The sequence below is a fragment of the Streptomyces sp. NPDC002619 genome, assembly GCF_042889305.1.
GTDB lineage: Bacteria > Actinomycetota > Actinomycetes > Streptomycetales > Streptomycetaceae > Streptomyces.
Genome location: NZ_JBIAQV010000001.1, coordinates 570924 through 592829 on the forward strand (window position 1 = coordinate 570924; position 21906 = coordinate 592829).

Genomic DNA, 21906 nt, shown 5'->3' on the forward strand with positions numbered 1-21906 from the left:
AACGCGTTATTTATCTGAACGGCTCCCGGACTTCACAGATCCTTCCTACTCTCTCCACAGTGCCGCGGCAGGCGTGACTCACCGTTGCGGCAGGGGGTATCTGGGGATCTGGGGGGATCTTTTTGCTGACGTCTGTCTTCATCACTGCCGTTTCACTGGCCCTGTTCTGGATGGCAGCCTTCACTCTGTGGTGGCAGATGCACGCGTGGCGCACGCCCGAGGTGCTGGCCTCCACCCGCTTCAGCAGGCCGGACGGGGACGAGCACGTGTCGTTCTCGCTGCTGCTGCCGGCGCGGCACGAGCAGGCCGTGCTCGACCACACCATCCAGCGGCTGCTGGAGTCCACGCACACCGACTTCGAGATCATCGTGATCGTGGGGCACGACGACCCCGAGACCACGGCGGTGGCCGAGCGGGCCGCCGAACGCGACCCGCGCGTCCGTGTCGTCGTCGACACCCATGAGAAGAAGAACAAGCCGAAGGCGATGAACACGGCGCTGCCGTACTGCCGCGGTGACGTCGTCGGGGTGTTCGACGCCGAGGACCAGGTCCACCCAGAGCTGCTCGCCCACGTCGACCACGCCTTCCGGACCACCGGAGCCGATGTGGTCCAGGGCGGCGTCCAGCTGATCAACTTCCACTCCAGCTGGTACAGCCTGCGCAACTGCCTGGAGTATTTCTTCTGGTTCCGCTCCCGGCTGCATCTGCACGCGCAGAAGGGCTTCATCCCGCTCGGCGGCAACACCGTCTTCGTGCGGACCGATGTGCTGCGGGAGGCCGACGGCTGGGACCCCAACTGCCTCGCCGAGGACTGCGACCTCGGTGTGCGGCTGTCCAGCGTCGGCAAGAAGGTCGTCGTCGCCTACGACTCCGACATGGTCACGCGCGAGGAGACCCCGGGCTCGCTGATGTCGCTGCTGAAGCAGCGCACCCGCTGGAACCAGGGCTTCCTCCAGGTCTACCGGAAGAAGGACTGGCAGCAACTCCCGGGCTTCGGCCAGCGGTTGCTCGCCCGCTACACCCTGATGACGCCGTTCCTGCAGGCCTTCTCCGGCGTGATCATCCCGCTGAACGCCGCCGTCGCGCTCTTCCTCGACGTGCCCGTCGGGATCGCGTTTCTCACCTTCCTGCCGCTCGTCACGGCCGCCGTCACCTTCGTCTTCGAGGTGGTCGGGCTGCACGACTTCGGCAAGCAGTACGGGCTGCGCGTCCGTCTCGTGCACTACGTGAAGCTCATCGTGGGCGGGCCCTTCTACCAGGTCCTGCTCGCGGGGGCCGCCATGCGCGCCGTATGGCGTGAGCAGCGCGGCCGCAACGACTGGGAGTTGACCACTCACGTCGGCGCGCACCTCATCGCGGCCGAGCCCATCCGAGAGGACGTTCCTGCGTGACCTCCACTCTCCCCGCGGTGACCACCGAGACGGTCCCCGCGCAGAGCACACCTGTCCCTGAAGCGCGTTCGACGGGCCGAACGGCCCCGCCGGTCCGCCTCCGCTCCTCTCGCACCGACCTCGTCCTGTGCGGAGTCCTGCTCGTACTGATCCTGGCCGTGCAGGGCTGGAACATCGCCGACTACCCGACCCTCAGCGACGACGAAGGCACCTATCTCGCCCAGGCCTGGGCCGTCCAGGAGGGCAAGGGACTGGCCCACTACACGTACTGGTACGACCACCCGCCGCTCGGCTGGATCCAGATAGCCCTGCTCACCTGGATCCCGTCGGCGATCGACCCCGGTGCGATGACCGTCGGCACGATGCGCTTCGCGATGCTCGTGGTCAGCGGCGTCAGCGCGGTCCTGGTGTACGTCCTCGGCCGGCGGCTGTCCCTGCCCCGCTGGGCCGCCGGCCTCGGCATGGCCCTGTTCGGCCTCTCGCCGCTCTCCGTCGTCCTCCAGCGCGAGATCTTCCTCGACAACATCTCCGTGATGTGGCTGCTGCTCGCGTTCTGTCTGGCCGCATCGCCGAGCCGGCATCTGTGGCACCACTTCGGCGCGGGTCTCGCCGCCGCGGCGGGCGTGCTCACCAAGGAGACGATGCTCGTCGTCCTGCCCGCCCTGTTCGTCACCATGTGGCGGCACAGTCACCGCGACACCCGCAAGTTCGCGCTCACCGGCGCGGTCACCGCCTGCGTCCTGATCGGCTGCTCGTACCCCCTCTTCGCCCTGCTCAAGGGCGAGTTGTTCCCCGGCAGCGGGCATGTGTCGCTGTGGGACGGGGTCAAGTACCAGATGTCCAGGCCGGGTTCGGGCTTCATCCTGGACCCGTCGTCCGGGTCGTACGGCGTGCTCCACTCCTGGCTGTACTACGACCGTGTCCTGCCCCTCGGCGGCCTCGCCGCGGCGCTGCTGCTCCTGGCCACCTGGCGCTGGTCGGTGACCGCCCGCGCGCTGGCCGGTCCTGCCCTGACCGTGGCGATCCTGGCGGCGGTGGCCATGCGGCCGAGCGGCTATCTGCCGGCCATGTACGTCATCGGCGCCCTGCCCTTCCTCGCGCTGGTCCTCGCCGGCGGCGCCGCCTCGGTCGCGCACGCCGTGCTGCGCAGATGGCGGGCCGAGGGCGAGCGACGGTACGTCACCGGCGGCCGGTACGCGCTCGCCGCGGTCCTGGCCGTCGCCGCCGGCGCCTATGTGATCCCGCACTGGTACGACGGTGACCGTACCGCCGTCACCGCCGACGCCAACAAGCCCTACCGGCAGGCCTCGACGTGGCTCAGCACCGAGGTCGAGAACCCGAAGGACACCCGGGTCCTCGTCGACGACGCCCTCTGGCTGGACCTCGTGCACGCCGGATACCGGCCCGGACTCGGCGCCATCTGGTTCTACAAGGCCGACCTCGACCCGGCGGTCACCAAGACGATGCCGCACGGCTGGAAGGACCTCGACTACGTCGTGGCCTCCCCGACGGTACGGCGCGACGCGCGTGACCTGCCCGATGTCAGGGCAGCGATCCAGCACTCGAAGCCGGTAGCCACGTTCGGGGCCGGAGTCGACCGCATCGAGATCCGGCAGATCGACACCAGCGCGGCGGGAGGCCGGCGATGAGCAGCCACGAGGACACCGTCCCGGACGAGCTGGGCGATCCGGCCGTACGGGCGGCCGAGATCCCTGAACCCGGCGCCGTCACCATCGTCGTGCCGACCTTCAACGAGTCCGCGAACATCCGCCAACTGCTGGGCCGGATCACCGAGTCGGTGCCAGGTCGGCTGCCGTGCGAGGTCGTCTTCGTGGACGACTCCACCGACGACACCCCCGAGGTCATCCGGGAGGCCGCGCAGGACTGCCCGTTCCCGGTGGCCGTACTGCACCGCGAGGAGCCGGTGGGCGGGCTCGGCGGGGCGGTCGTGGAGGGACTGAAGGCGGCCACGTCCGAGTGGATCGTCGTGATGGACGGCGACTGCCAGCATCCGCCGTCCCTGGTGCCGGAGTTGGTGGCCACCGGTGAGCGGGCGAACGCCGGGCTCGTCGTCGCCTCCCGGTACATCAAGGGCGGCAGCCGCGCCGGGCTCGCCGGCAGCTACCGGGTGGCAGTCTCGCGCGGCGCGACCTGGCTCACCAAGTTCCTGTTCCCGCGCCGGCTGCACGGCATCAGCGACCCGATGAGCGGCTTCTTCGCGATCCGGCGCAGCGCGGTCACGGCGGAGGTGCTGAAGCCGCTCGGCTACAAGATCCTCCTCGAACTCGCCGTACGGAGCAGGCCGCGCGGGGTCGCCGAGGTGCCGTTCGTCTTCCAGGACCGGTTCGCGGGCGAGTCCAAGTCGAGTGCGCGGGAAGGCTTCCGCTTCCTGCGTCATCTGGTCGGCCTGCGCACCTCCTCGCCCGTCGCCCGCATGGTCGCCTTCGGCCTGATCGGCGCCTCGGGCTTCGTGCCGAACCTGGTGGGCCTGTGGGCGCTGACGGCGCTCGGCCTGCACTACGTCCCCGCCGAGATCCTCGCCAACCAGTTCGGCGTCGCCTGGAACTTCCTGCTCATCGAGCAGCTGCTGTTCCGCGACCGGCGTATGCACCGCCGCTGGTGGGACCGGGTGGGCCGGTTCGCGCTGCTGGCCAACGCCGACCTGGTGCTGCGCATCCCGCTGATCGCGGTGTTCGTCGACCGGTTCGGGATGGGCGCCCTGACCGCCACCGCGCTCGCGCTGGTGACGACGTTCGTCCTGCGCTTCGTCGGGACCGAAGCGCTGGTGTACCTCCCGCGTCGCGGGGTTCGAACTGCCGCAAGGAGAGCCGTGTGAACAAGCACCGCAGGAGAACCGCGCTGGTCGGGGTGGGCGCCCTGACCGCCGGGCTGCTCCTCACCTCGCCCCAGTCCGCCGAGGCCGCCAACCTCGTCCAGAACGCGGGCTTCGAGACGGCCGGTACGGACGGCATGCCGTACTGCTGGGAGAAGTCCGGCTGGGGCGACAACGACTTCAGCTTCGAGACGACGGCCGACGCCCACTCCGGTGGAAAGGCCATGAAGGTCACGCTCACCCGACGCGTCGACGGCGACCGCAAGGCGCTGATCACCGAGTCGACGCAGTGCGCGCCGGTGGTGTCGGCGCGCAAGCAGTACGACCTGGCGCTCTGGTACAAGTCGACCACGCCCGACACCGCGGTCACGCTGTTCCGGCACGACGCGACGGCGGGCTGGCAGTACTGGACCGACCTCAAGACCCTTGACATGGCCGCGAACTGGACCCGGGCGAGCGTGCGCACGCCTGAGGTCCCGGCCGGCACCGACCGCATCACCTGGGGCGTCTCGGTGTACGGCACCGGCTCGGCGACCACCGACGACTACACCATGGAGCAGGTCCCCGACACGCTCCCGCCCGCCCAGTGCACCGGCACGAACGACCAGTGCACGAACGGCAGTTGGTCGGTGCTGCCGACGCAGAACCCGGTCCGTTCCATGCACTCCGTCGTCCTCAACAACGGCAAGGTGCTGCTGATCGCCGGGTCCGGAAACAGCGAGGAGCAGTTCAACGCGGGGACCTTCACTTCCGCGGTCTACGACCCGGCGGGCGGCACCTACAAGGTCATCCCGACGCCGAAGGACATGTTCTGCGCCGGGCATGTCCAGCTCCAGGACGGGCGCGTGCTCGTGATGAGCGGCAACAAGGCGTATCCGGTCGCGGGCGGTCACGGTTACGAGGGCTTCAAGGACTCGTACATATTCGACCCGGTCACCGAGACGTACAGCAGGACCAACGATCTGAACGACGGCCACTGGTACCCCTCGGCGACCGAGCTGGGCAACGGTGACGTCATCTCCTTCGGCGGCCTGCGCGAGGACTCGACCGGCTCGGTCACCGCCGAGCTGTGGTCGGAGGCCCAGCAGCAGTGGCTGCCGCTGTGGCAGGTCAACCAGACCTGGTCGTACTGGGGTCTGTACCCGTCGATGATCCTGATGCAGGACGGCCGCCTCTTCTACTCGGGCAGCCATGTCTTCGGCAACAACATCCCGGGCACCGGCAGCGCGATCTACGACTACGGCGCCAACACGATCACGCAGATCCCGGGCCTGCAGAACAAGGACGGGCGGGACCAGTCGGCGAGCGTGCTGCTGCCCCCCGCGCAGGACCAGCGGGTCCTCACGATCGGCGGCGGCAACATCGACTCCAACCCGGATGCGGGCCGGCTGACCGACGTGATCGACCTCAAGGACGCCAACCCGGCGTACGTCGCCGGCCCGCCGCTCCCACAGGGCACCGTCGACCTCGGCAACGGCCCGCAGCCCGAGACCGGCGCCCAGGGCAAGATGTACGTCTCCGCCGTGCTGCTGCCCGACGGCAAGGTCCTGGAGACCGGCGGCGCGCTGCACAACCGCGCCAACCCGGTGTACGAGTCCTCGATCTACGACCCGGCCACCAACGCCTTCGACCCGGTGGCCGCCGACCCCGAGGCGCGCGGCTACCACTCCTCCTCGTTCCTGCTGCCCGACGGCCGGGTGATGTCGACCGGCGACAACCCGGGCAACGGCACCTGGAACCACAACGTGTCGATCTACACCCCGCCCTACCTCTACAAGGGCACCCGGCCGACGATCACCTCGGTCATCGACAGCGAGTGGGTCTACGGCGACACCCAGCGGATCACGGTCGACCGGCCCATCGCCAAGGCCGAGCTGATCCGCCCGGCCGCGGTCACCCACTCCTCCGACCCGAACCAGCGGTTCGTCGATCTGCCGCTGACCGTCGACGGCAACAACGTCGACCTGAACGTGACGAGCAACCCCAACCTGGCCCCGCCCGGCTGGTACATGCTCTTCGCGGTCGACGCCAACGGGGTCCCGTCGGTGGCCAAGTGGGTGCACTTGCAGGGCCCGGCCGCGCTGAGCGCCGCCGACGCCTCGGCCCACGTCCATTCCTTCGCCGACTCCCTGGAGGGCAAGGTCGCCACGGCCGGCAAGAAGAAGACGTCGCAGAAGGTGAGCACCACGATCTCCGGCTGCGACCGGCACTACGGCTCGATCAACGTCTGCGTGCCGACCGTCTTCCCGCCCGAGGTGAAGAAGACCACGGCCGCCCGCTGCACCTGGCTGAAGCAGAACGACTACGGCCGGCTGAAGGTCAACGGCAAGGACGATCCGCTCGGCCTCGACCGCAACAGGGACGGAATCGCCTGCGGAAAGGGTGATGTGACGAAGCGTTAGTGGCCGGGATCAGCTCCGGCCGGCGATCTCCGCCAGGGCGCGCTCCACGATGGCCTCCAGCTGTTCGTGGTGCGCGCCCTTCCAGTACGCCCGCCCACACTCGGTGCACTGCGCGAAGACGTCGTACGACCGCTGCGTGCCGCCCTTGAGCTGGTCGGCCACCTCGTCCTTGGTGGCGTCCTTCAGCAGGCCGTTGCAGGCGGTGCACCGGGTCCAGGGGCGCAGGTCGGGCGCGAACCGGTCGAGGACGTCGCGGAGTTGGTCCTCGGGGCTGGTGCTGTAGACATAGCCGCCCGCCCACAGTTCGCGGCGGCGCAGCAGACCGCGGTCGCGGCTGAGCATGACCCGCTTCTCGGCGGCCGACCGGGCGGCGAGGGCCGGGTCGCCGATGTCCATCGACTCGTACGCCGTGTCCACGCCGAGCAGGCGCAGCCGGCGGGCGAGGGTGCCGAGGTGGACGTCGAGGAGGAAGCGCAGGGGAGCGCCGGGCACCCGCTGGGGGCGCTCGACCGCCCGGACGCTCACGCTCTCGCCGGCCGCCGGGACGTGCGACACCGGGACCTCGCGGCCGTCGACGATCAGTGCGCCGACCTCGGTCAGCGGGACGCCGAGGGACTCGACGACGTGGCCGAGGGTCGAGACGCCGTCGGTGGCGAGCGGGGTGGCGCCCCGGCGCCGGGCGTGCGGCACGAACAGCCGCAGCTCGGCGGCGACTTCGACGTGGATCTCGGGACCGTTCACCTGGCCAGGATGGCACGGCGAGGCGGGCGGGACCTCAGGGTTTTCGGGCGGTCAGGCCCTCGGCGAGGACGTCGAGGGCGCGGTCGACGAGATCCGTGAGGTCGTCGCGGTGGCCGTTCTCCGCCCAGTACAGGGACGCCTCCATCAGGCCGCCGATCAGCGACATCGCATAGACCCGGACCTCCAGACCCTGCGGGTCCCGGCCGGTGCGCTCGCCGATGATCTGGCAGAGCATCCGGCCGGTGACCGACATGCTCTCCATCACCCGGGAGCGCACCGTGGGCACCTCCACCGTCAGCCGGGTGCGCAGCCGGGCCACCTCGGGGTCGTCGTCGACGCCCAGCCGGACGGCCTTGCGCATCACGTACCGCAGGGAGTCCGGCCAGGGCTCGCCGGCGGGCCGGGCGCGCAGCTCCTCCATGAGGATCGCGTCGTACTCGTCCGTGAGGACGATGTCCTCCTTGGTCGGGAAGTAACGGAAGACGGTCGACGGCGACACCTCGGCCCGGTCGGCGATCTGCTCGATCGTCGTGGCGTCGTAGCCCTGCTCCTCGACCAGGGCGTACGTCGCCGCGCGGATCGTCTCGCGGGTCTTGATCTTCTTCCGCTCGCGCAGGCCGAGTTGCGGGCGGTCGGTGGGGGAGGAGGTGCGGGCCGTCATGCCGCTCATTGTCCGGCATGGGCCTCGGAGTCGGCCACGGCCAGGTCGGCGCTCGTGAGCGGCTCGTCCGGGGACGGCGCGGTCTCGGCGGCGCGTACGGCCGGGGTGCTGGGCAGGAGCGCGGCGGCCAGCAGGGCCGAGACGAGCGCCGCGACGCCGCAGACCAGCAGGACCAGGCCCATGCCGTGGACGTACGCGCTGTCCGCCGAGGCCGCGAGGTGGGCCGAGCCCGGCCCAGCGACGAGGTGCGCGGCGACCACGGAGTCCCCGGCGACGTCGGCGGCCTTCGTGGGCAGCCCGGTGACGTCGAGCCGGTCGCGGAAGACGCCCGCGAGCAGGCTGCCGAGCAGGGCGATGCCGATGGCGCCGCCCACCTGCCGCAGGATCATGAGCAGCCCTCCGCCTCCCCCACTGCCTTGAGGGCGTGGGGGTGCCCCAGCCGGTGCGGTCGGCGGGCAGGGCGGCGAGGGCCCACCAGCGGCGGGCGTCGGGGGTGGGGGTGACAGATTGAGTGACAGTAGCCGTGAAATGAGAGTGGCTATCAAAATTTAGGCACTATCGATGGGGAGCTGATGTCAGGCAGAGAAGACTGGTGTCGGGCAATGAAAAGTGGCCACGGCTCGCAAGCCGTGGCCACTCGGACGAGGGAGGTGGGTTCACCCGTGCTGATACGCCACCAGTGAGATGCCGACGTAGTGCACGACGAACGCCGCCAGGGTGAAGGAGTGGAACACCTCGTGGAAGCCGAACCAGCGCGGTGACGGGTTCGGCCGCTTGATGCCGTAGATCACGCCGCCCGCGCTGTAGAGGAGTCCGCCCACGATGACCAGCACCAGGACGGCGATGCCGCCCGTGCGCATGAAGTCCGGCAGGAAGAAGACGGCCGCCCAGCCCATCGCGATGTAGCAGGGGGTGTAGAGCCAGCGAGGGGCGCCGACCCAGAAGACGCGGAAGACGATGCCCGCGGCCGCTGCGGCCCAGATGCCCCACAGCAGCCACTGCCCCTTGGTGCCGGGCAGGAGCAGCAGGGTCAGCGGGGTGTATGTGCCCGCGATGATCAGGAAGATGTTGGCGTGATCGAGTCTGCGCAGGACGCCGTCCATGCGCGGGCTCCAGTTGCCCCGGTGATAGAGGGCGCTCACGCCGAAGAGTAGGCAGGCTGTCAGGGCGTACACCCCGCAGGCGATCCGGCCCCGACTCGAGTCGGCGAGAGCGGTGAGGATCAGACCTGCGACGAGTACGGCAGGGAACATCCCGAGATGCAGCCAGCCGCGGAGCTTGGGCTTGATCTGGTGCGGCGGGGAGGGCGCCACGGGTTCGCCGGCGGCGGCCGGCCGGTCCGTGGGCGCGTCGGGGGCGGGCGCTGTCATGTCCGGCATGCTACCTACGGAACCGTAAGTTGCGGATGAGCGCGACTCGATGCCCCCTGGAGAGTGGCCATCCTCTCATGGGCCCCAACTCAAAAAGACCTTCAGGCGAACGCCATGTGCACGTAAAGAAGCGCAGGGAGAGCCCGTGATCGTGGCCTTCCTCACGCCGCTCAGTTGTGAGGCCCTCTGGACATATGCGCAGTGGCGTCGGATGATCAAATGAGTGCGGTCGGCACCGGATGAGCGCGCAGCAGCGTCCGGGCCGCAGCCCCCACGGGGCAACGAAGTACATATCAGGACAAAATCCCTCACCTAGGAGCAACCGTGGCGCGCGACATCGCGGCTCCCCCCGTCGTTCCCACCACCCACCAGGAACTGATCTCGTGGGTCAACGAGATAGCCGAACTGACGCAGCCGGACAGCGTGGTCTGGTGCGACGGATCCGAGGCCGAGTACGAGCGGCTGAGCGAGGAACTCGTCGCCAAGGGCACCTTCAAAAAGCTCGACCCGATCAAGCGCCCCCACTCCTACTACGCGGCCTCCGACCCGACCGACGTCGCGCGCGTCGAGGACCGCACCTTCATCTGCTCCGAGAAGGAGGAGGACGCCGGCCCGACCAACCACTGGATGGCCCCCGCCGAGATGCGCGAGGTCTTCACCGGTGACAAGGGCGTCTTCCGAGGCTCCATGCGCGGCCGGACCATGTACGTCGTCCCCTTCTGCATGGGCCCCCTCGGCTCGAAGCTCTCCGCGGTCGGCGTCGAGATCACCGACTCCGCGTACGTCGCCGTCTCCATGCGCACCATGACGCGCATGGGCAAGGCCGTCCTCGACGAGCTGGGCAGCGACGGCTTCTTCGTCAAGGCCGTCCACTCGGTCGGCGCCCCGCTGGAGGAGGGCCAGGCGGACGTCCCGTGGCCCTGCAACCGGACCAAGTACATCTCGCACTTCCCCGAGACCCGCGAGATCTGGTCCTACGGCTCCGGCTACGGTGGCAACGCCCTGCTCGGCAAGAAGTGCTACGCCCTGCGCATCGCCTCCGTCATGGCCCGCGACGAGGGCTGGCTCGCCGAGCACATGCTGATCCTCAAGCTCACCCCGCCCACCGGTCAGTCGAGGTACGTCGCCGCCGCCTTCCCGAGCGCCTGCGGCAAGACGAACCTCGCCATGCTGGAGCCCACGATCTCCGGCTGGACCGTGGAGACCATCGGCGACGACATCGCCTGGATGCGCTTCGGCGAGGACGGCCGCCTGTACGCGATCAACCCCGAGGCCGGCTTCTTCGGCGTCGCGCCCGGCACCGGTGAGCACACCAACGCCAACGCCATGAAGACGCTGTGGGGCAACGCGGTCTTCACCAACGTCGCGCTCACCGACGACGGCGACGTGTGGTGGGAGGGCATGACCGAGGAGGTGCCCGCGCACCTGACGGACTGGAAGGGCAACGACTGGACTCCGGCGTCCGAGACCCCGGCCGCCCACCCCAACGCCCGCTTCACCGTCCCCGCCTCGCAGTGCCCGATCATCGCGCCCGAGTGGGAGGACCCCAAGGGCGTGCCGATCTCGGCGATCCTCTTCGGCGGCCGCCGCGCCAGCGCCGTCCCGCTGGTCACCGAGTCCCTCAGCTGGAACCACGGCGTCTTCCTCGGCGCCAACGTCGCCTCCGAGAAGACCGCCGCCGCCGAGGGCAAGGTCGGCGAGCTGCGCCGCGACCCCTTCGCGATGCTGCCCTTCTGCGGCTACAACATGGGCGACTACATGGCCCACTGGATCGACGTGGCCAAGGACAAGGACCAGTCCGAGCTGCCGAAGATCTACTACGTCAACTGGTTCCGCAAGAACGACGAGGGCAAGTTCGTCTGGCCGGGCTTCGGCGAGAACAGCCGCGTCCTGAAGTGGATCGTGGAGCGCCTGGACGGCAAGGCGGAGGGCGTCGAGACCCCGATCGGCATCCTGCCGACCCGCACCGCCCTCGACACCAACGGGCTCAAGCTGGCCGACTCCGATCTCGACCTCCTCCTCACGGTCGACAAGGAGATCTGGCGCGAGGAGGCCGCGCTGGTCCCCGAGCACCTCAACACCTTCGGCGACCACACGCCGAAGGAGCTGTGGGACGAGTACCGGGCCCTGGTGCAGCGCCTGGGCTGACCCGCCCCCGAAAACTCCGCGGCCGGCACGGATGCCCTGACCAGTGATCGTCACGGCCGGCCGCGGTGCACACCGGCGAGGCCCCGCACAACGGCGTGCGGGGCTGTGGGCCCGCCGCCGTCCACCCCGTCCGCCCCGACGGAAAGGGACGGCGACGGGCCCTCGCCCGTGCCCCCTTGATCAGAGATCTTCACGGCTGTTTGATGTTCATCACGGGTGCCTCACTTGGCACCCAACTCAGCCTGTGGGGGGCACAGTTGAATACAGCACACCGTCCCAGACGCCTCGCGGCCGGCATCCTCGCCGCCGCACTCGCAGGGACCGGCCTGACGGTCGCCGCCGCGCCCGCCGCACAGGCGGCGGCGTACGACGCGGTCGCCAAGCTGCCCATCTCGTCCTACTCGGCGCTCGCGGTCGACTCCGTGCACGCGCGTGTGTACGTCGCCGACAGCAACATCGGCAGTTACTACAACCAGGGCATCATCGCCGTCTACAGCTTCGACGGCGCCCTGGTCCGCACGATCACCACATCGCACCACGTCTCCGGACTCGCGCTCAGCGCCGACAGCTCCTTCCTCTACGTCGGCGCGCGCGACCAGCTCCTGAAGTACGACACCACCACCTACGAGGTCGCCGGCGTGGTGTACGTCGCCACCGACACCTGCGGTGGCAGCGGCGCCTTCTCCGGCGGAAAGGCGTACTTCACCGTGGCGTACGCGGGCTACACCTCGCAGTGCGACACCGCGCTGAGCGAGCTGGACTCCTACGACGGCACCGGCGCGGCACGCACCGATTGGTACGACTACGGCAGGCTCCAGCTGGAGGGCGGTCCCGGCGACCGGATGGCCATGGGCCAGCCGCTCAACGCGCAGGCGACCGACCCCTACCTCGGGGTGTTCGACACCAGTGGCGGAAGTCCGGTCAAGGTCGCCTCCCGCCGGTTCGCCGACGCCGACGGCAAGGGCGCGCTGAACTTCAAGGACGTGTCGTTCTCCGCCGACGGCAGCAAGGTCGCCGTCGCCGACGCCTCCTACGGCACCCGGCTGCTCAACACCGACGACCTCTCGGACGCGGCGACCGGCTACCCGGCGCTCCCGGCCGGCGCCACCGCCAGCTCGGTCGCCTTCAGCGGCGACGGAAAGTACCTGGCGCGCGGCGCGGCGGCCACCGGCTCCACGCCCGACCTGCTGCTCCAGCCCGCCGACCCCGCCGACTCCACGGCTCCGCTGGAGTTCGTCTTCGAGGGCGCTCTCGACGGCGACCGGGTCGCCCCGCGCGGCATGGAGTGGGCGGCCGACGGCTCCCGGCTCTTCGCGGTCACCACCAACGCGGCCGGCAGCCAGTTCTGGCTGCACATCATCCAGCCCCCGGCCATCCAGTACGACGTCCGACTCTTGGCCGGTCTCACCCACAGCCCCGCCCAGGCGGTCGCGGGCGAACCGCTGTCCGTGCGCGGCAAGTTGGAGTTCGACGGTCCCGCGCCCGGCACCCCGCTGAAGGTCACGGCGACCCGCACGGACGCGAACGGCGTCCACGACCTGGGCACCGCCACCGTCAAGGAGGACGGCACCTTCACGGTCCTCGACGAGCCGGACCTCGTCGGCGACGCCACGTACACGGTGTCCTACCTCGGCGACCTGACCCACCGGCCCGCCACCGACGTCGTCCACACCGTGTCCGTGGCCAAGGCGCCGACCTCGATCGCGCTCACCGCCCCGGCGCAGGCGACGCTCGACGGCGTCCACCTCACCGGCACCTTCACCGCGCAGGGCAAGGCACTGCCGGACCGGGCGGTGCTGAAGGTCGTACGCACCGACAAGCTCGGCACGGGCACGCTCTCGTCGGTGACCGTCGCCGCGGACGGCACGTTCACCATCGACGACATCCCGCGCGCCCGGCGCGACGTGACGTACACGGTGAGCTGGCCGGGCGACGACCTGCACGAGGCGTCCGAGGCCTCGGTGACGGTCAACGTCACGCGCTGATCCCGCCGCTCCCGCCCCGCTCCTCCAGATACCGGGTGTGGGACTCCTGGCGGCGGGCCTCGGTCTCCCGCAGGTCCGCCGCCAGCCGCTCGGCCTCGGCCCGGAGTAGGCCCAGCTGGCGCTCCAGATGCCGCTCCGGGGGTTCCTGCCCCGGGGCCAGCCGGGTCCACCAGCGGGTCCGTACGAAGGTGTCGACCGCCTCCGGAAGGTCCTGCCGTACGACCCGGGAGAGCGTGTGCACGCCCTCCGGGTCCTGGGCGAGCAGCTCGGTGCCCCAGCCCGGGTCCAGCAGGGCCGTCAGCAGCTCGGTCAGCTCGGTGAGCCGGCCCGCGGCGGCCGGCGGCAGTTCCACGTCGGCGAGATAGCCGCCCAGCTTCTCGAAATCGGCTCGCACCGCGCCGAGTTGGGCCGACGGGTCGGGAAAGTCCGGCAGCGCGGGCCGCTCCGGCGGGGCGATCAGCGCGCCCGCGCCGTACAGCCCCGCCACGACGACCGGCCAGTACGGGCCCGCGACGCCCGCGAAGGTCAGCGCCAGGCCGGCCAGCCCGCAGGCGGCGCCTGTCAGGTTCTTGCGGGACTCCAGGTAGCCCAGGACCTTACTGGTAGCCACGGATCTCCTCGAAGGCGCCGTCGAGCGAGCCCTGCCGGGCGTCGAAGAGACGGCCGCCGGTCAGGTCGGCGATGTGCTGCAGCTCCGCTTGGTCGGAGTCGCCGAAGAGGATGGGGAAGACGGGCGTCTCCCGCTGGGCCAAGGTGAGTCCGCGGTAGAAGGCGTCGAAGTCCCCGGGCTTGACGCCGGTCGTGTTCTCGCCGTCCGTCATCAGCACGATCGACGTGAACGTGTCCTCGCCGCCGCCCAGATGCTCGTACGCCTTCTGAAGCGACGTGTAGATCGCCGTGTTGCCGTCCGCGGTCAGCGCGTCGGTGTCCTGACGGATCGCCTTCAGACCGCTCTGCGGGTCGGAGGGGCTGACGACATGGGTGCGGACGCTCTTCACGTCCGACCCGAACGGCATCAGCGTGACCTCCTCACGCTGCCGGAAGTCCCCGGTCAGCCTGGTGAGGGCCTTCTTCAGCCGCTCCAGGCGGTCGCCCTCCATCGAGCCCGAGGTGTCGAGGACGTACACCGTCCGCGAGGGCCGGCGCAGCTTGTTCTCGTACGAGTCGAGCAGCCCGTCGGCGACGGAACGGCTGCCGGGGAAGGGGAGTTCACGCCGTCGGCTCGTGTCGAGGCCGGCCGCGGGCCGTACCGAGGGGACGACCGGGCGGCGGTGCGTGCGCTCGGTGATCAGCTTCTGCAGGGACTCGCTGCGCAGCGCCTCGGTCAGCCTGCGGACGTCATCACGGGTGCCGGCGCTGCTCGCGGCGAGGGTGGAGATCGGGTAGTCGGCGGTGATCACGCCGTCGCGGGGGCGGATCACGGTGAGGCCGGGGATGCCCTTGAGGACGGACTCGTAGTTGAGCAGCGCGTCGACGTTGCCGCGCCGCTTGTACGCCAACGCCAGCCAGCCCGACGAACCCGAGGTCAGCTTCTGCCCCTTGAAGAACTCCTTCAGCCTCGGCGTCGCCTTCGCCACGTCCGCGTCGGTGAGGGCGGACTGGGCGCCGGAGAGCGCGGAGGCCACCGAGACCAGCGTGGAGAAACCGGAGTTGGAGCGCGCCGGATCAGTCATGCCGTACGTCAGCTTCCCGTCCTGCACGGCCTGCTCGATCTGGGACCAGGTGACGTCCTCGGGCTTCCAGTGCAGCCGGGCGACCGCCTCCGTCCTGACGCCGATCGCGACCGGGCTCGACATGACCGGCGTCTCGGACACGATCTTCTTCGCCGCGTCCGGGCGCAGCCGCAGATAGTCGTCGGACGACAGCCACAGCGCGTCGTACGCCTTGTCGGCCCTGCCCTTCGCGACCAGGTCGACCGCGTCGAGGGTGCCCATGTAGGTGGGCTTGACCGTGATACCGGTGTCCTTCTGCACCTGGTCCAGGACCGGCGCCATGTCGCTCAGTTCGCTGGAGGCGAGGACGCGCAGGGTGCCGGGCACCGGCTTGGCGTCCTGCGGCTTGTCGTCGTGCTCCTGGGCGGACGTGCAGGCGGTCAGCAGGGCGGCGGTCGCCGCGAGGACGGCGAGGCGTCGTCTCACGCGAGGCCTCCGTCCAGGGCGCCACGGGACCGGCTGCGCTCCAAGTAGGCGCTGGCGTTCTGGAGTTCGGAGGTGAGGCTCTCGACGGTCGTCGCCATCGCCTCGGTCGCCTGGACCTTGTACGTGTCGATCGCGTCCAGGGTCCGGTAGATCTGCTGGAAGGCGTTGCGCAGCGTCTCGGCGCCCACGGCAGGGTCGGCGGCGATGCGCTGGATCTCCCCGCTCTGCGTGGCGAGCATCTCCGCGTTGCCGCGGATCAGATCCTCGGTGGTCCCGCGCAGGGCGTTTACCTGCTCGACGACCTTCTTCTGGTTGTCGAGGGCCGAAGCCAGCATCACGGAGATCCGCAGCGCCGACACGGTCGTCGTGGCCGCGCGGTCGACCCCCTTGATCAGCTCGTCGTTGTTGCGACGTACGACGTCCATGGCGAGGTAGCCCTGCGCGCACACCGCGAGCTGCGTCAGCAGGTCCTGGTGCTTCTGCCGGACCGGGAAGAGCACGTCCGCGCGCATACTGTCGGCCTGCTGCGGATCGCCCGCCTCCACCCCGGCGACATGCTGCTCGACCGCCTTGTCCAGGGCCTCGGTCAGCACCACGTACTCCTGGAGCTTGCCCATGGTCTCCCACAGGCGCACCCGCTCGGTCTGCAACGCCGCGTTGTCGCGCCGCAGTTCGTCCTGGCCGCCGCGCAACGAGCCCACGATCTTGTTCAACGTGCCCTGCGCGGAGGCGTACTTGGCGACGTGGTCGCGCAGTCTGTTGCCACCCGGCAACTTGGACAGGAACTTGCGCCCCTTGCTCGCGGGCAGATCACGCGGGTCCAGGTCCTCGACGACCCGCCGGAGTTCGACGAGCGATCCGGCGACCTGCGCCTGCGCGTCCCCGCCCTTGCTCGGCAGACTGCGCACCGTGCGCTCCAGCATCCGGTTGGACTGCTGGGTCGCGGTCCGCATCTCGCCTGCGCCCAGGTTCGTGATCTCGCCGACCTTGCCGGCGAACTCGGGCGAGCGGGCGTCGAGGGAGGCGAGCCCCTGAACGTATTCGGAGGCCTTGCGCGCCATGTCCGTACGCACGCTGTCGTCCACCGGGACGAGCGCGCCGGCCTTCTCCTTCGGCACGGGCGCGACGGCCTCGGGCGGTGTGAGCGTGAACACGTCGTCCCCGCTCAGCGTGTGCCCACTGGTGTTCTGACTGATGTTGTAACTGGTCATTCCTGCTGTCCCCCCGTCAGCCGCGCGCTCGGCGCGCCATCTCGTGCAGCACCGCGGAGGTGGGCACGGGCGCCTGCCGGACGCCGGTCCGTGTCTGGTTGAGGTACGAGGTGTACGGGGCGGTGGCCGCCTTGAACTCGGCGGTGTCGCCCGCCGGCCGGAAGCCGTGCCGCACGGCCAGCCGACGCAACGCCGGGTCGGTGGTGAGGAGTTCACCCAGGTCGCGGCCCTCCTGGGTGAGCGGTACGACCGTGTGGTCGCTGGTGGCCGTGGTGTCCGGGTAGAGGACGGTGAGGTCGCCGGGGTCCTGCTTGCCGATCAGCAGCGAGGCGACCTGGGACTCGTACACCAGGACCAGCGGGTTTCCGGCACCGCTGACGAAGTCCCGGAAAGGCGCGTCCGAGCTGGACTGCTGGGCGCCCTGGACGCTGATCAGCTTGCGCATCAGGGGCGCGTTGCGGTCGACGTCGGCGTTGTTCGCGACGACCTTCCCGCCCTGGGCGACGTAGGAGGCGGCGGCGAGGTAGAGGGCGCCGGAGTTGGAGGTCTCCGGGTCGGTGCTGGCGATGTAGACCGTGCCGGTCAACTCCCCGTATTTGTTGCTCCCCTTGAGCTGCTGCCAGGTCCGGTCGTGCCGGGCGGCGTCGAGGTACGCGCTCATCTTGAGCAGGCCCCGGTGCTGGTCCAGGGTCGCCAGGCCGTTCGCGGCGAGCACCTGGGCGGCGCTGCGGTGGGCGACGACGACGAGCGGGGAGTAGAAGGGCCTCGGGAGCGGCTGCCGCACGTGGTACTTGGCGGCGATCGCGTCCGCGGGTGCCTGGCTGGAGGGGAAGGCGAGGTCGAACCCCTTGAGGTCGAGACCTTCCATGGCCCAGGACCCGGAGGTCTCCGTCTTCACGGTGTAGCCCTTGGCGGCGAGGGCCTTCACCACATCCGGATCGGCGAAGAAGTCGGCCTTCTCCGAGCCGATCACCGCGCGCACGGTCTTCGTTGCCGTGCCCTTGTCCCCGTCTTGCCGGCCTGCGACGACGGCAGCCACCACTCCGCCGATCAGCAACACAGCGAGGACTATTCCTGCGATACGTCTCACGCGGTGGAGCGTGCTCCCGGAACCCAACATTCCGTGCCGGTGAAGGTGAACAGGGAGTGACGGACCGTTCCCGTTATGCAACGGGAATCAACCACTCCGGAAGTGGGACGAGTGAAGTGGGACGAGTATGGCAACCCGGTCCGCGCGTCGCTGCGGGTGCACGCGGACCGGGGCCGATCGGGGGACCCCCGGAGGGGCCGAGCGGTATTGGCGAACTCCTGTGCGGTACCGCGCCCCGCCAGGGGTGCGGGGCGGTGTCGATATGCGGCTGCGCCGCGGGGCGCGACCAGCCCCTACCGGCCCGCGGGTTCGTCACCGCTCTTCCAGCGGAGCGCTCAGTGGGCCGCGCTGAGTTCCTTCGGCTCGCTCAGTGCGGCGGAATGCGCGTCCATGCGTTCGGCCGCGAGGATCGCCGCCGTCGTGTCGGCGCGCGAGGCGGCGACGACGAGGGCACGGCCCGCGAGGGTGTGCGCCCGCTGGTGCAGGGCCGCCGTGCGCGGGTCGGTCGGGGCGCCGGACGCGCGGACCGGCGTACGTCCTCCCCTCAGCCGGGTCACCTGTTCGGTGAGCCGCGCGGCCGCCGCGTCCAGGTCGGACGACGGCGTCAGCGCACGCATTTCGTCGGTGACGGCGAGCAGCGCCGCGAGGTGTCCCGCGAGCTGGATGTCCAGCTCCTCCTCGCGCGAGCGGTGGGGGAAGTCGGAGGGGGTGCCGGCCATCGCGGGGTGGACGGACCTGCGGTCAGGCCCGGTGCGGTTCGGTTCGTACATGGGAGATGGCCTCCTGTGCTCTGACAGGAAGCCATCCTAGCTTAGATTTCGTCTAAAGTTGAGCGCTGCCACGGAGCGGGGTCCGCCGGCTACGGCCGGCCGCCGTCACGGCTGGCTGTAGCCGTCCAGGAAGGTGCCCATTCGGGTGACCGCGTCCCGCAGATCCCCGACCGTCGGCAGCGTCACCACGCGGACGTGGTCCGGTTCCGGCCAGTTGAAGCCGGTGCCCTGCACGACCATGATCTTCTCCTGGCGCAGCAGGTCGAGGACCATCTGCCGGTCGTCCTTGATCTTGAAGACCTTCGGGTCCAGGCGCGGGAAGAGATACAGCGCCCCCTTCGGCCGTACGCACGTCACACCCGGGATCTGCGTCAACAGCTCGTAGGCGACGTCCATCTGCTCCTTCAGTCGCCCACCTGGCAGCACCAGGTCGTTGATCGTCTGACGTCCGCTCAGCGCGGCCACCACCCCGTGCTGGCCGGGCATGTTCGCGCACAGCCGCATGTTCGCCAGGATCGTCAGACCCTCGATGTAGGAGTCGGCGTGCGCGCGCGGACCGGAGATGGACATCCAGCCCACCCGGTAGCCGGCCACCCGGTACGCCTTCGACATGCCGTTGAAGGTGAGCGTCAGCAGGTCCGGGGCGACCTTGGCGGTCGGGGTGTGGGTGGCGCCGTCGTAGAGGATCTTGTCGTAGATCTCGTCCGAGCAGACCAGCAGATTGTGCCGGCGGGCGATGTCGGTGAGGCCCTTGAGCATCGCCTCGTCGTAGACCGCACCCGTCGGGTTGTTCGGGTTGATGATGACGAGCGCCTTGGTGCGGTCGGTGACCTTGCGCTCGATGTCGGCGAGGTCGGGCATCCAGTCGGACTGCTCGTCGCAGCGGTAGTGCACCGCCGTACCGCCGGACAGCGACACCGCGGCCGTCCACAGCGGGTAGTCCGGCGCCGGTACGAGGACCTCGTCGCCGTCGTCCAGCAGGCCCTGCATCGCCATCACGATCAGCTCGGAGACGCCGTTGCCGACGAAGACGTGCTCGACGTCCGTCTCGATGCCGATGGTCTGGTTGTGCATGACGACCGCCCGGCGCGCGGCCAGCAGGCCCTTCGCGTCGCCGTAGCCGTGCGCGGTGGACACGTTGCGGAGGATGTCCTCGAGGATCTCGGGCGGGCACTCGAAGCCGAACGCCGCCGGGTTGCCCGTGTTGAGCTTGAGGATCCGGTGACCGGCCGCCTCGAGCCGCATCGCCTCCTCGAGCACCGGGCCCCGGATCTCGTAACAGACGTTGGCGAGCTTCGTCGACTGGATCACCTGCATGTCCGTGAGCTTACGGCCCGGTAACGCCCCTTGGGCCGTGTTTTCCACCACGTGAGACGGTGTGGTTTGGGCTGTTATCGCCGGTAGCTGTCCCCGGCACCCCCGCCGTACCTACACTTTCCCGCCATGCCCAGGCACGCTCAGTACGACAGCGGGGCGTCCGGCGAGCCCACAGGGGCGCCGAACGTCTATCACCCGCAGGCCGCACCGACCCCGGCGTACGACGAGTACGCCGATCCGGCGGCCGCGCACGGCTGGCAGAACGCGTATGACGAGACGCGTGAACTGCCGCCTGTTCCGGCCGACCTCCCTCCCGTACCGGCCGACCCGCCGACGGCCGACCTGTCGCCCGTTGGCATGCCCGTCGATCCGCCCGCCGCCGAGGGTCCGCAGGGGCGGGCCGCCGCGCGTCGGGCGCGGCAGGGGCGGGGTGCGGCGCAGCGGCGGCGGATCGTGATCGCCGCCGGGGCCGCGGGTGCCGCCGCGCTGGCCACCGTGATCGCCGGGTTCGCCTTCTCCGGGTCACCGTCCAGCGAGCAGCAGGGCGGGGCGAAGCACACCGGGACGAGTGCCGATGACTCCGGGGCGCCCGACGATGCCCGGTCGTCGACCGTGCCCTCCGCCACCGGCTCGCCGGTGAGCGGCGCGCCGACCGGCTCCGCGAGTGCGCGGCCCGGCACGTCGGCGAGCGCCGGCGCGGGGGGGCGGGGGAGCGGCGCGCCGGCGGCGAGTGCCACTGCCGGTGCCACGGTCCGCCCGTCGTCCAGTGCCACCACCGTCTCCGAGCCGAGCAGTCCCCCCACCCGTCCGGGGAACGGGCGGGGCAACCCCAAGCGCCCCAAGTAGCCGTAACGAGCGAAGAGTTGGCTATGCGGTCCGCGACGCGCGGATCGCATACGACTTCTTGCCGCCACCCCTCGCAGACATAAGAATGTGCATGACAAAGCGAGCGACCGGAAGATCTCCGGTCGCTCACGTCTGCAGAGGGGACCCCCACATGAACAAGCCTCTCCTTGCCACGCTCGCCGCCCTGGTGATCTCCGGGGCGGGCGCGGCACCCGCGGTCGCGGCTCCCGCCCCCGGGAAGGCGGCACCCGCGATCCAGGCCGTGAACTTCGCCGGTACTGTCTCGCTCAGCAACTGCTCCGGTTCCGTCGTCCGCTTCCCGGCCTCCGCGGACACCGACCCCGCGCTGGTGATGACGAACGGTCACTGCCTCGAGACCGGCTTCCCGGAGCCCGGCGAGGTCATCACCGGCCAGTCGTCCAGCCGCACCTTCGGCCTGCTGAACTCCGTCGGCACCAGGGTGGCCACACTCCGCGCCAACCAGGTCGTCTACTCGACCATGACGGACACGGACGTCACGCTCTACCGCACCACGACCACCTACGCGGCGATCAAGAACTCGTACGGCATCAACGCCCTGACGCTGCAGGACACGCATCCCACCACCGGCACCGCCATCACGGTCGTCTCCGGCTACTGGAAGCGCACCTACGCCTGCAGCATCGACGGGTTCGTGTACCGCCTCAAGGAGGGCGACTGGACCTGGAAGGACTCGGTCCGCTACACCTCCGCCTGCCAGACCATCGGCGGCACCTCCGGCTCCCCGGTGATCGACAACGCCACCGGCAAGGTCGTCGCCGTCAACAACACCGGCAACGAGGACGGCCAGCGCTGCACCGAGAACAACCCGTGCGAGGTCGACGCGAACGGCACCGTGACCGTCCGCCAGGGCATCAACTACGCCGAGGAGACCTACAACATCCCGGGCTGCTTCACCACCGGCAACCGCCTGGACCTCACCCTCAGCGGCTGCACCCTGCCCAAGCCGTAGCGCCCGCGCGCG

At 70.0% G+C, this 21906-nt stretch carries 17 protein-coding genes and 1 pseudogene; 8 read left to right on the forward strand and 10 right to left on the reverse strand.

The features are described 5' to 3' along the window. Positions 1-122: 122 nt before the first annotated feature. Genes ACFYXB_RS02880 through ACFYXB_RS02895 form a run of 4 tightly spaced genes read left to right on the forward strand, consistent with a single transcriptional unit; the run spans position 123 to position 6626 of the window. The gene (locus ACFYXB_RS02880; protein ID WP_389577052.1) at positions 123-1391 is read left to right on the forward strand and encodes a glycosyltransferase; all 1269 of its coding nucleotides are present in this window, start codon (positions 123-125) and stop codon (positions 1389-1391) included. After that, positions 1388-3040 carry an ArnT family glycosyltransferase gene (locus tag ACFYXB_RS02885; RefSeq protein WP_389577054.1) on the forward strand — a complete coding sequence of 551 codons (1653 nt, stop codon included), beginning with the start codon at positions 1388-1390 and terminating at the stop codon, positions 3038-3040. The genes ACFYXB_RS02880 and ACFYXB_RS02885 overlap by 4 nt, the downstream gene beginning before the upstream one ends. Further along, complete coding sequence (locus ACFYXB_RS02890) at positions 3037-4227, forward strand: glycosyltransferase (protein ID WP_389577056.1); 1191 nt, start codon at positions 3037-3039, stop codon at positions 4225-4227. Before ACFYXB_RS02885 ends, ACFYXB_RS02890 begins: the two co-directional genes overlap by 4 nt. Beyond that, positions 4224-6626 (forward strand): galactose oxidase-like domain-containing protein, encoded by a 2403-nt coding sequence (locus ACFYXB_RS02895; protein WP_389577058.1) that lies wholly within the window; start codon positions 4224-4226, stop codon positions 6624-6626. Before ACFYXB_RS02890 ends, ACFYXB_RS02895 begins: the two co-directional genes overlap by 4 nt. Before the next feature lie 9 nt (positions 6627-6635). On the opposite strand, the gene ACFYXB_RS02900 is transcribed toward ACFYXB_RS02895, so the two are convergent. The 4 genes and pseudogenes from ACFYXB_RS02900 to ACFYXB_RS02915 all read right to left on the reverse strand — a co-directional run bounded on the left by ACFYXB_RS02900 (position 6636) and on the right by ACFYXB_RS02915 (position 9398). Next, positions 6636-7367, reverse strand: coding sequence for a Mut7-C RNAse domain-containing protein (locus tag ACFYXB_RS02900; protein ID WP_389577060.1), 732 nt, complete (start codon positions 7365-7367; stop codon positions 6636-6638). A 34-nt stretch (positions 7368-7401) separates the two neighbouring features. Beyond that, positions 7402-8037 carry a TetR family transcriptional regulator gene (locus tag ACFYXB_RS02905; RefSeq protein ID WP_351344340.1) on the reverse strand — a complete coding sequence of 212 codons (636 nt, stop codon included), beginning with the start codon at positions 8035-8037 and terminating at the stop codon, positions 7402-7404. Beyond that, positions 8034-8462 (reverse strand): annotated as a pseudogene (locus tag ACFYXB_RS02910) (MFS transporter); the annotation flags it as partial. The pseudogene ACFYXB_RS02910 and the gene ACFYXB_RS02905, both read right to left, overlap by 4 nt. A gap of 222 nt (positions 8463-8684) precedes the next feature. Next, complete coding sequence (locus tag ACFYXB_RS02915; protein WP_389577062.1) at positions 8685-9398, reverse strand: hemolysin III family protein; 714 nt, start codon at positions 9396-9398, stop codon at positions 8685-8687. Between the two features lie 324 nt (positions 9399-9722). Here ACFYXB_RS02915 and ACFYXB_RS02920 point away from each other — a divergent pair, with 324 nt between their 5' ends. Both ACFYXB_RS02920 and ACFYXB_RS02925 read left to right on the forward strand, forming a co-directional pair. After that, positions 9723-11546, forward strand: coding sequence for a phosphoenolpyruvate carboxykinase (GTP) (locus tag ACFYXB_RS02920; protein WP_389577064.1), 1824 nt, complete (start codon positions 9723-9725; stop codon positions 11544-11546). Between the two features lie 257 nt (positions 11547-11803). Next, positions 11804-13531 (forward strand): Ig-like domain repeat protein, encoded by a 1728-nt coding sequence (locus ACFYXB_RS02925; RefSeq protein WP_389577066.1) that lies wholly within the window; start codon positions 11804-11806, stop codon positions 13529-13531. Here the strand turns inward: ACFYXB_RS02925 and ACFYXB_RS02930 are convergent. From ACFYXB_RS02930 to ACFYXB_RS02955, 6 genes are all read right to left on the reverse strand, one after another. Continuing rightward, a complete protein-coding gene (locus ACFYXB_RS02930; RefSeq protein ID WP_389577068.1) occupies positions 13521-14141 on the reverse strand; it encodes a hypothetical protein in 621 nt (206 codons plus the stop codon). The genes ACFYXB_RS02925 and ACFYXB_RS02930 overlap by 11 nt on opposite strands. Beyond that, complete coding sequence (locus ACFYXB_RS02935) at positions 14128-15669, reverse strand: substrate-binding domain-containing protein (RefSeq protein WP_389577069.1); 1542 nt, start codon at positions 15667-15669, stop codon at positions 14128-14130. Before ACFYXB_RS02935 ends, ACFYXB_RS02930 begins: the two co-directional genes overlap by 14 nt. Beyond that, the gene (locus ACFYXB_RS02940; RefSeq protein ID WP_389577071.1) at positions 15666-16880 is read right to left on the reverse strand and encodes a toxic anion resistance protein; all 1215 of its coding nucleotides are present in this window, start codon (positions 16878-16880) and stop codon (positions 15666-15668) included. The genes ACFYXB_RS02935 and ACFYXB_RS02940 overlap by 4 nt, the downstream gene beginning before the upstream one ends. Positions 16881-16896: 16 nt before the next feature. Continuing rightward, entirely contained in the window at positions 16897-17970 is a 1074-nt protein-coding gene (locus ACFYXB_RS02945; protein WP_351344319.1) for a substrate-binding domain-containing protein, read from the reverse strand. Between the two features lie 335 nt (positions 17971-18305). Continuing rightward, a complete protein-coding gene (locus ACFYXB_RS02950) occupies positions 18306-18740 on the reverse strand; it encodes a hypothetical protein (RefSeq protein WP_389577073.1) in 435 nt (144 codons plus the stop codon). Positions 18741-18845: 105 nt separating this feature from the next. Beyond that, a complete protein-coding gene (locus ACFYXB_RS02955) occupies positions 18846-20057 on the reverse strand; it encodes a pyridoxal phosphate-dependent aminotransferase (RefSeq protein WP_389577075.1) in 1212 nt (403 codons plus the stop codon). Between the two features lie 126 nt (positions 20058-20183). Between ACFYXB_RS02955 and ACFYXB_RS02960 the strand changes: the two genes are divergently transcribed. After that, complete coding sequence (locus tag ACFYXB_RS02960; RefSeq protein ID WP_389577077.1) at positions 20184-20903, forward strand: hypothetical protein; 720 nt, start codon at positions 20184-20186, stop codon at positions 20901-20903. 151 nt (positions 20904-21054) lie between these two features. Continuing rightward, the gene (locus ACFYXB_RS02965; RefSeq protein ID WP_389577079.1) at positions 21055-21894 is read left to right on the forward strand and encodes a trypsin-like serine peptidase; all 840 of its coding nucleotides are present in this window, start codon (positions 21055-21057) and stop codon (positions 21892-21894) included. Positions 21895-21906 lie beyond the last annotated feature (12 nt).

Coding starts and splice junctions, on each gene's coding strand:
- ACFYXB_RS02890 (WP_389577056.1), top strand. CDS start 3,037: ATGAGCAGCCACGAGGACACCGTCCCGGACGAGCTGGGCGATCCGGCC.
- ACFYXB_RS02905 (WP_351344340.1), bottom strand. CDS start 8,037: ATGAGCGGCATGACGGCCCGCACCTCCTCCCCCACCGACCGCCCGCAA.
- ACFYXB_RS02915 (WP_389577062.1), bottom strand. CDS start 9,398: ATGACAGCGCCCGCCCCCGACGCGCCCACGGACCGGCCGGCCGCCGCC.
- ACFYXB_RS02940 (WP_389577071.1), bottom strand. CDS start 16,880: ATGACCAGTTACAACATCAGTCAGAACACCAGTGGGCACACGCTGAGC.
- ACFYXB_RS02950 (WP_389577073.1), bottom strand. CDS start 18,740: ATGTACGAACCGAACCGCACCGGGCCTGACCGCAGGTCCGTCCACCCC.
- ACFYXB_RS02955 (WP_389577075.1), bottom strand. CDS start 20,057: ATGCAGGTGATCCAGTCGACGAAGCTCGCCAACGTCTGTTACGAGATC.
- ACFYXB_RS02960 (WP_389577077.1), top strand. CDS start 20,184: ATGCCCAGGCACGCTCAGTACGACAGCGGGGCGTCCGGCGAGCCCACA.
- ACFYXB_RS02965 (WP_389577079.1), top strand. CDS start 21,055: ATGAACAAGCCTCTCCTTGCCACGCTCGCCGCCCTGGTGATCTCCGGG.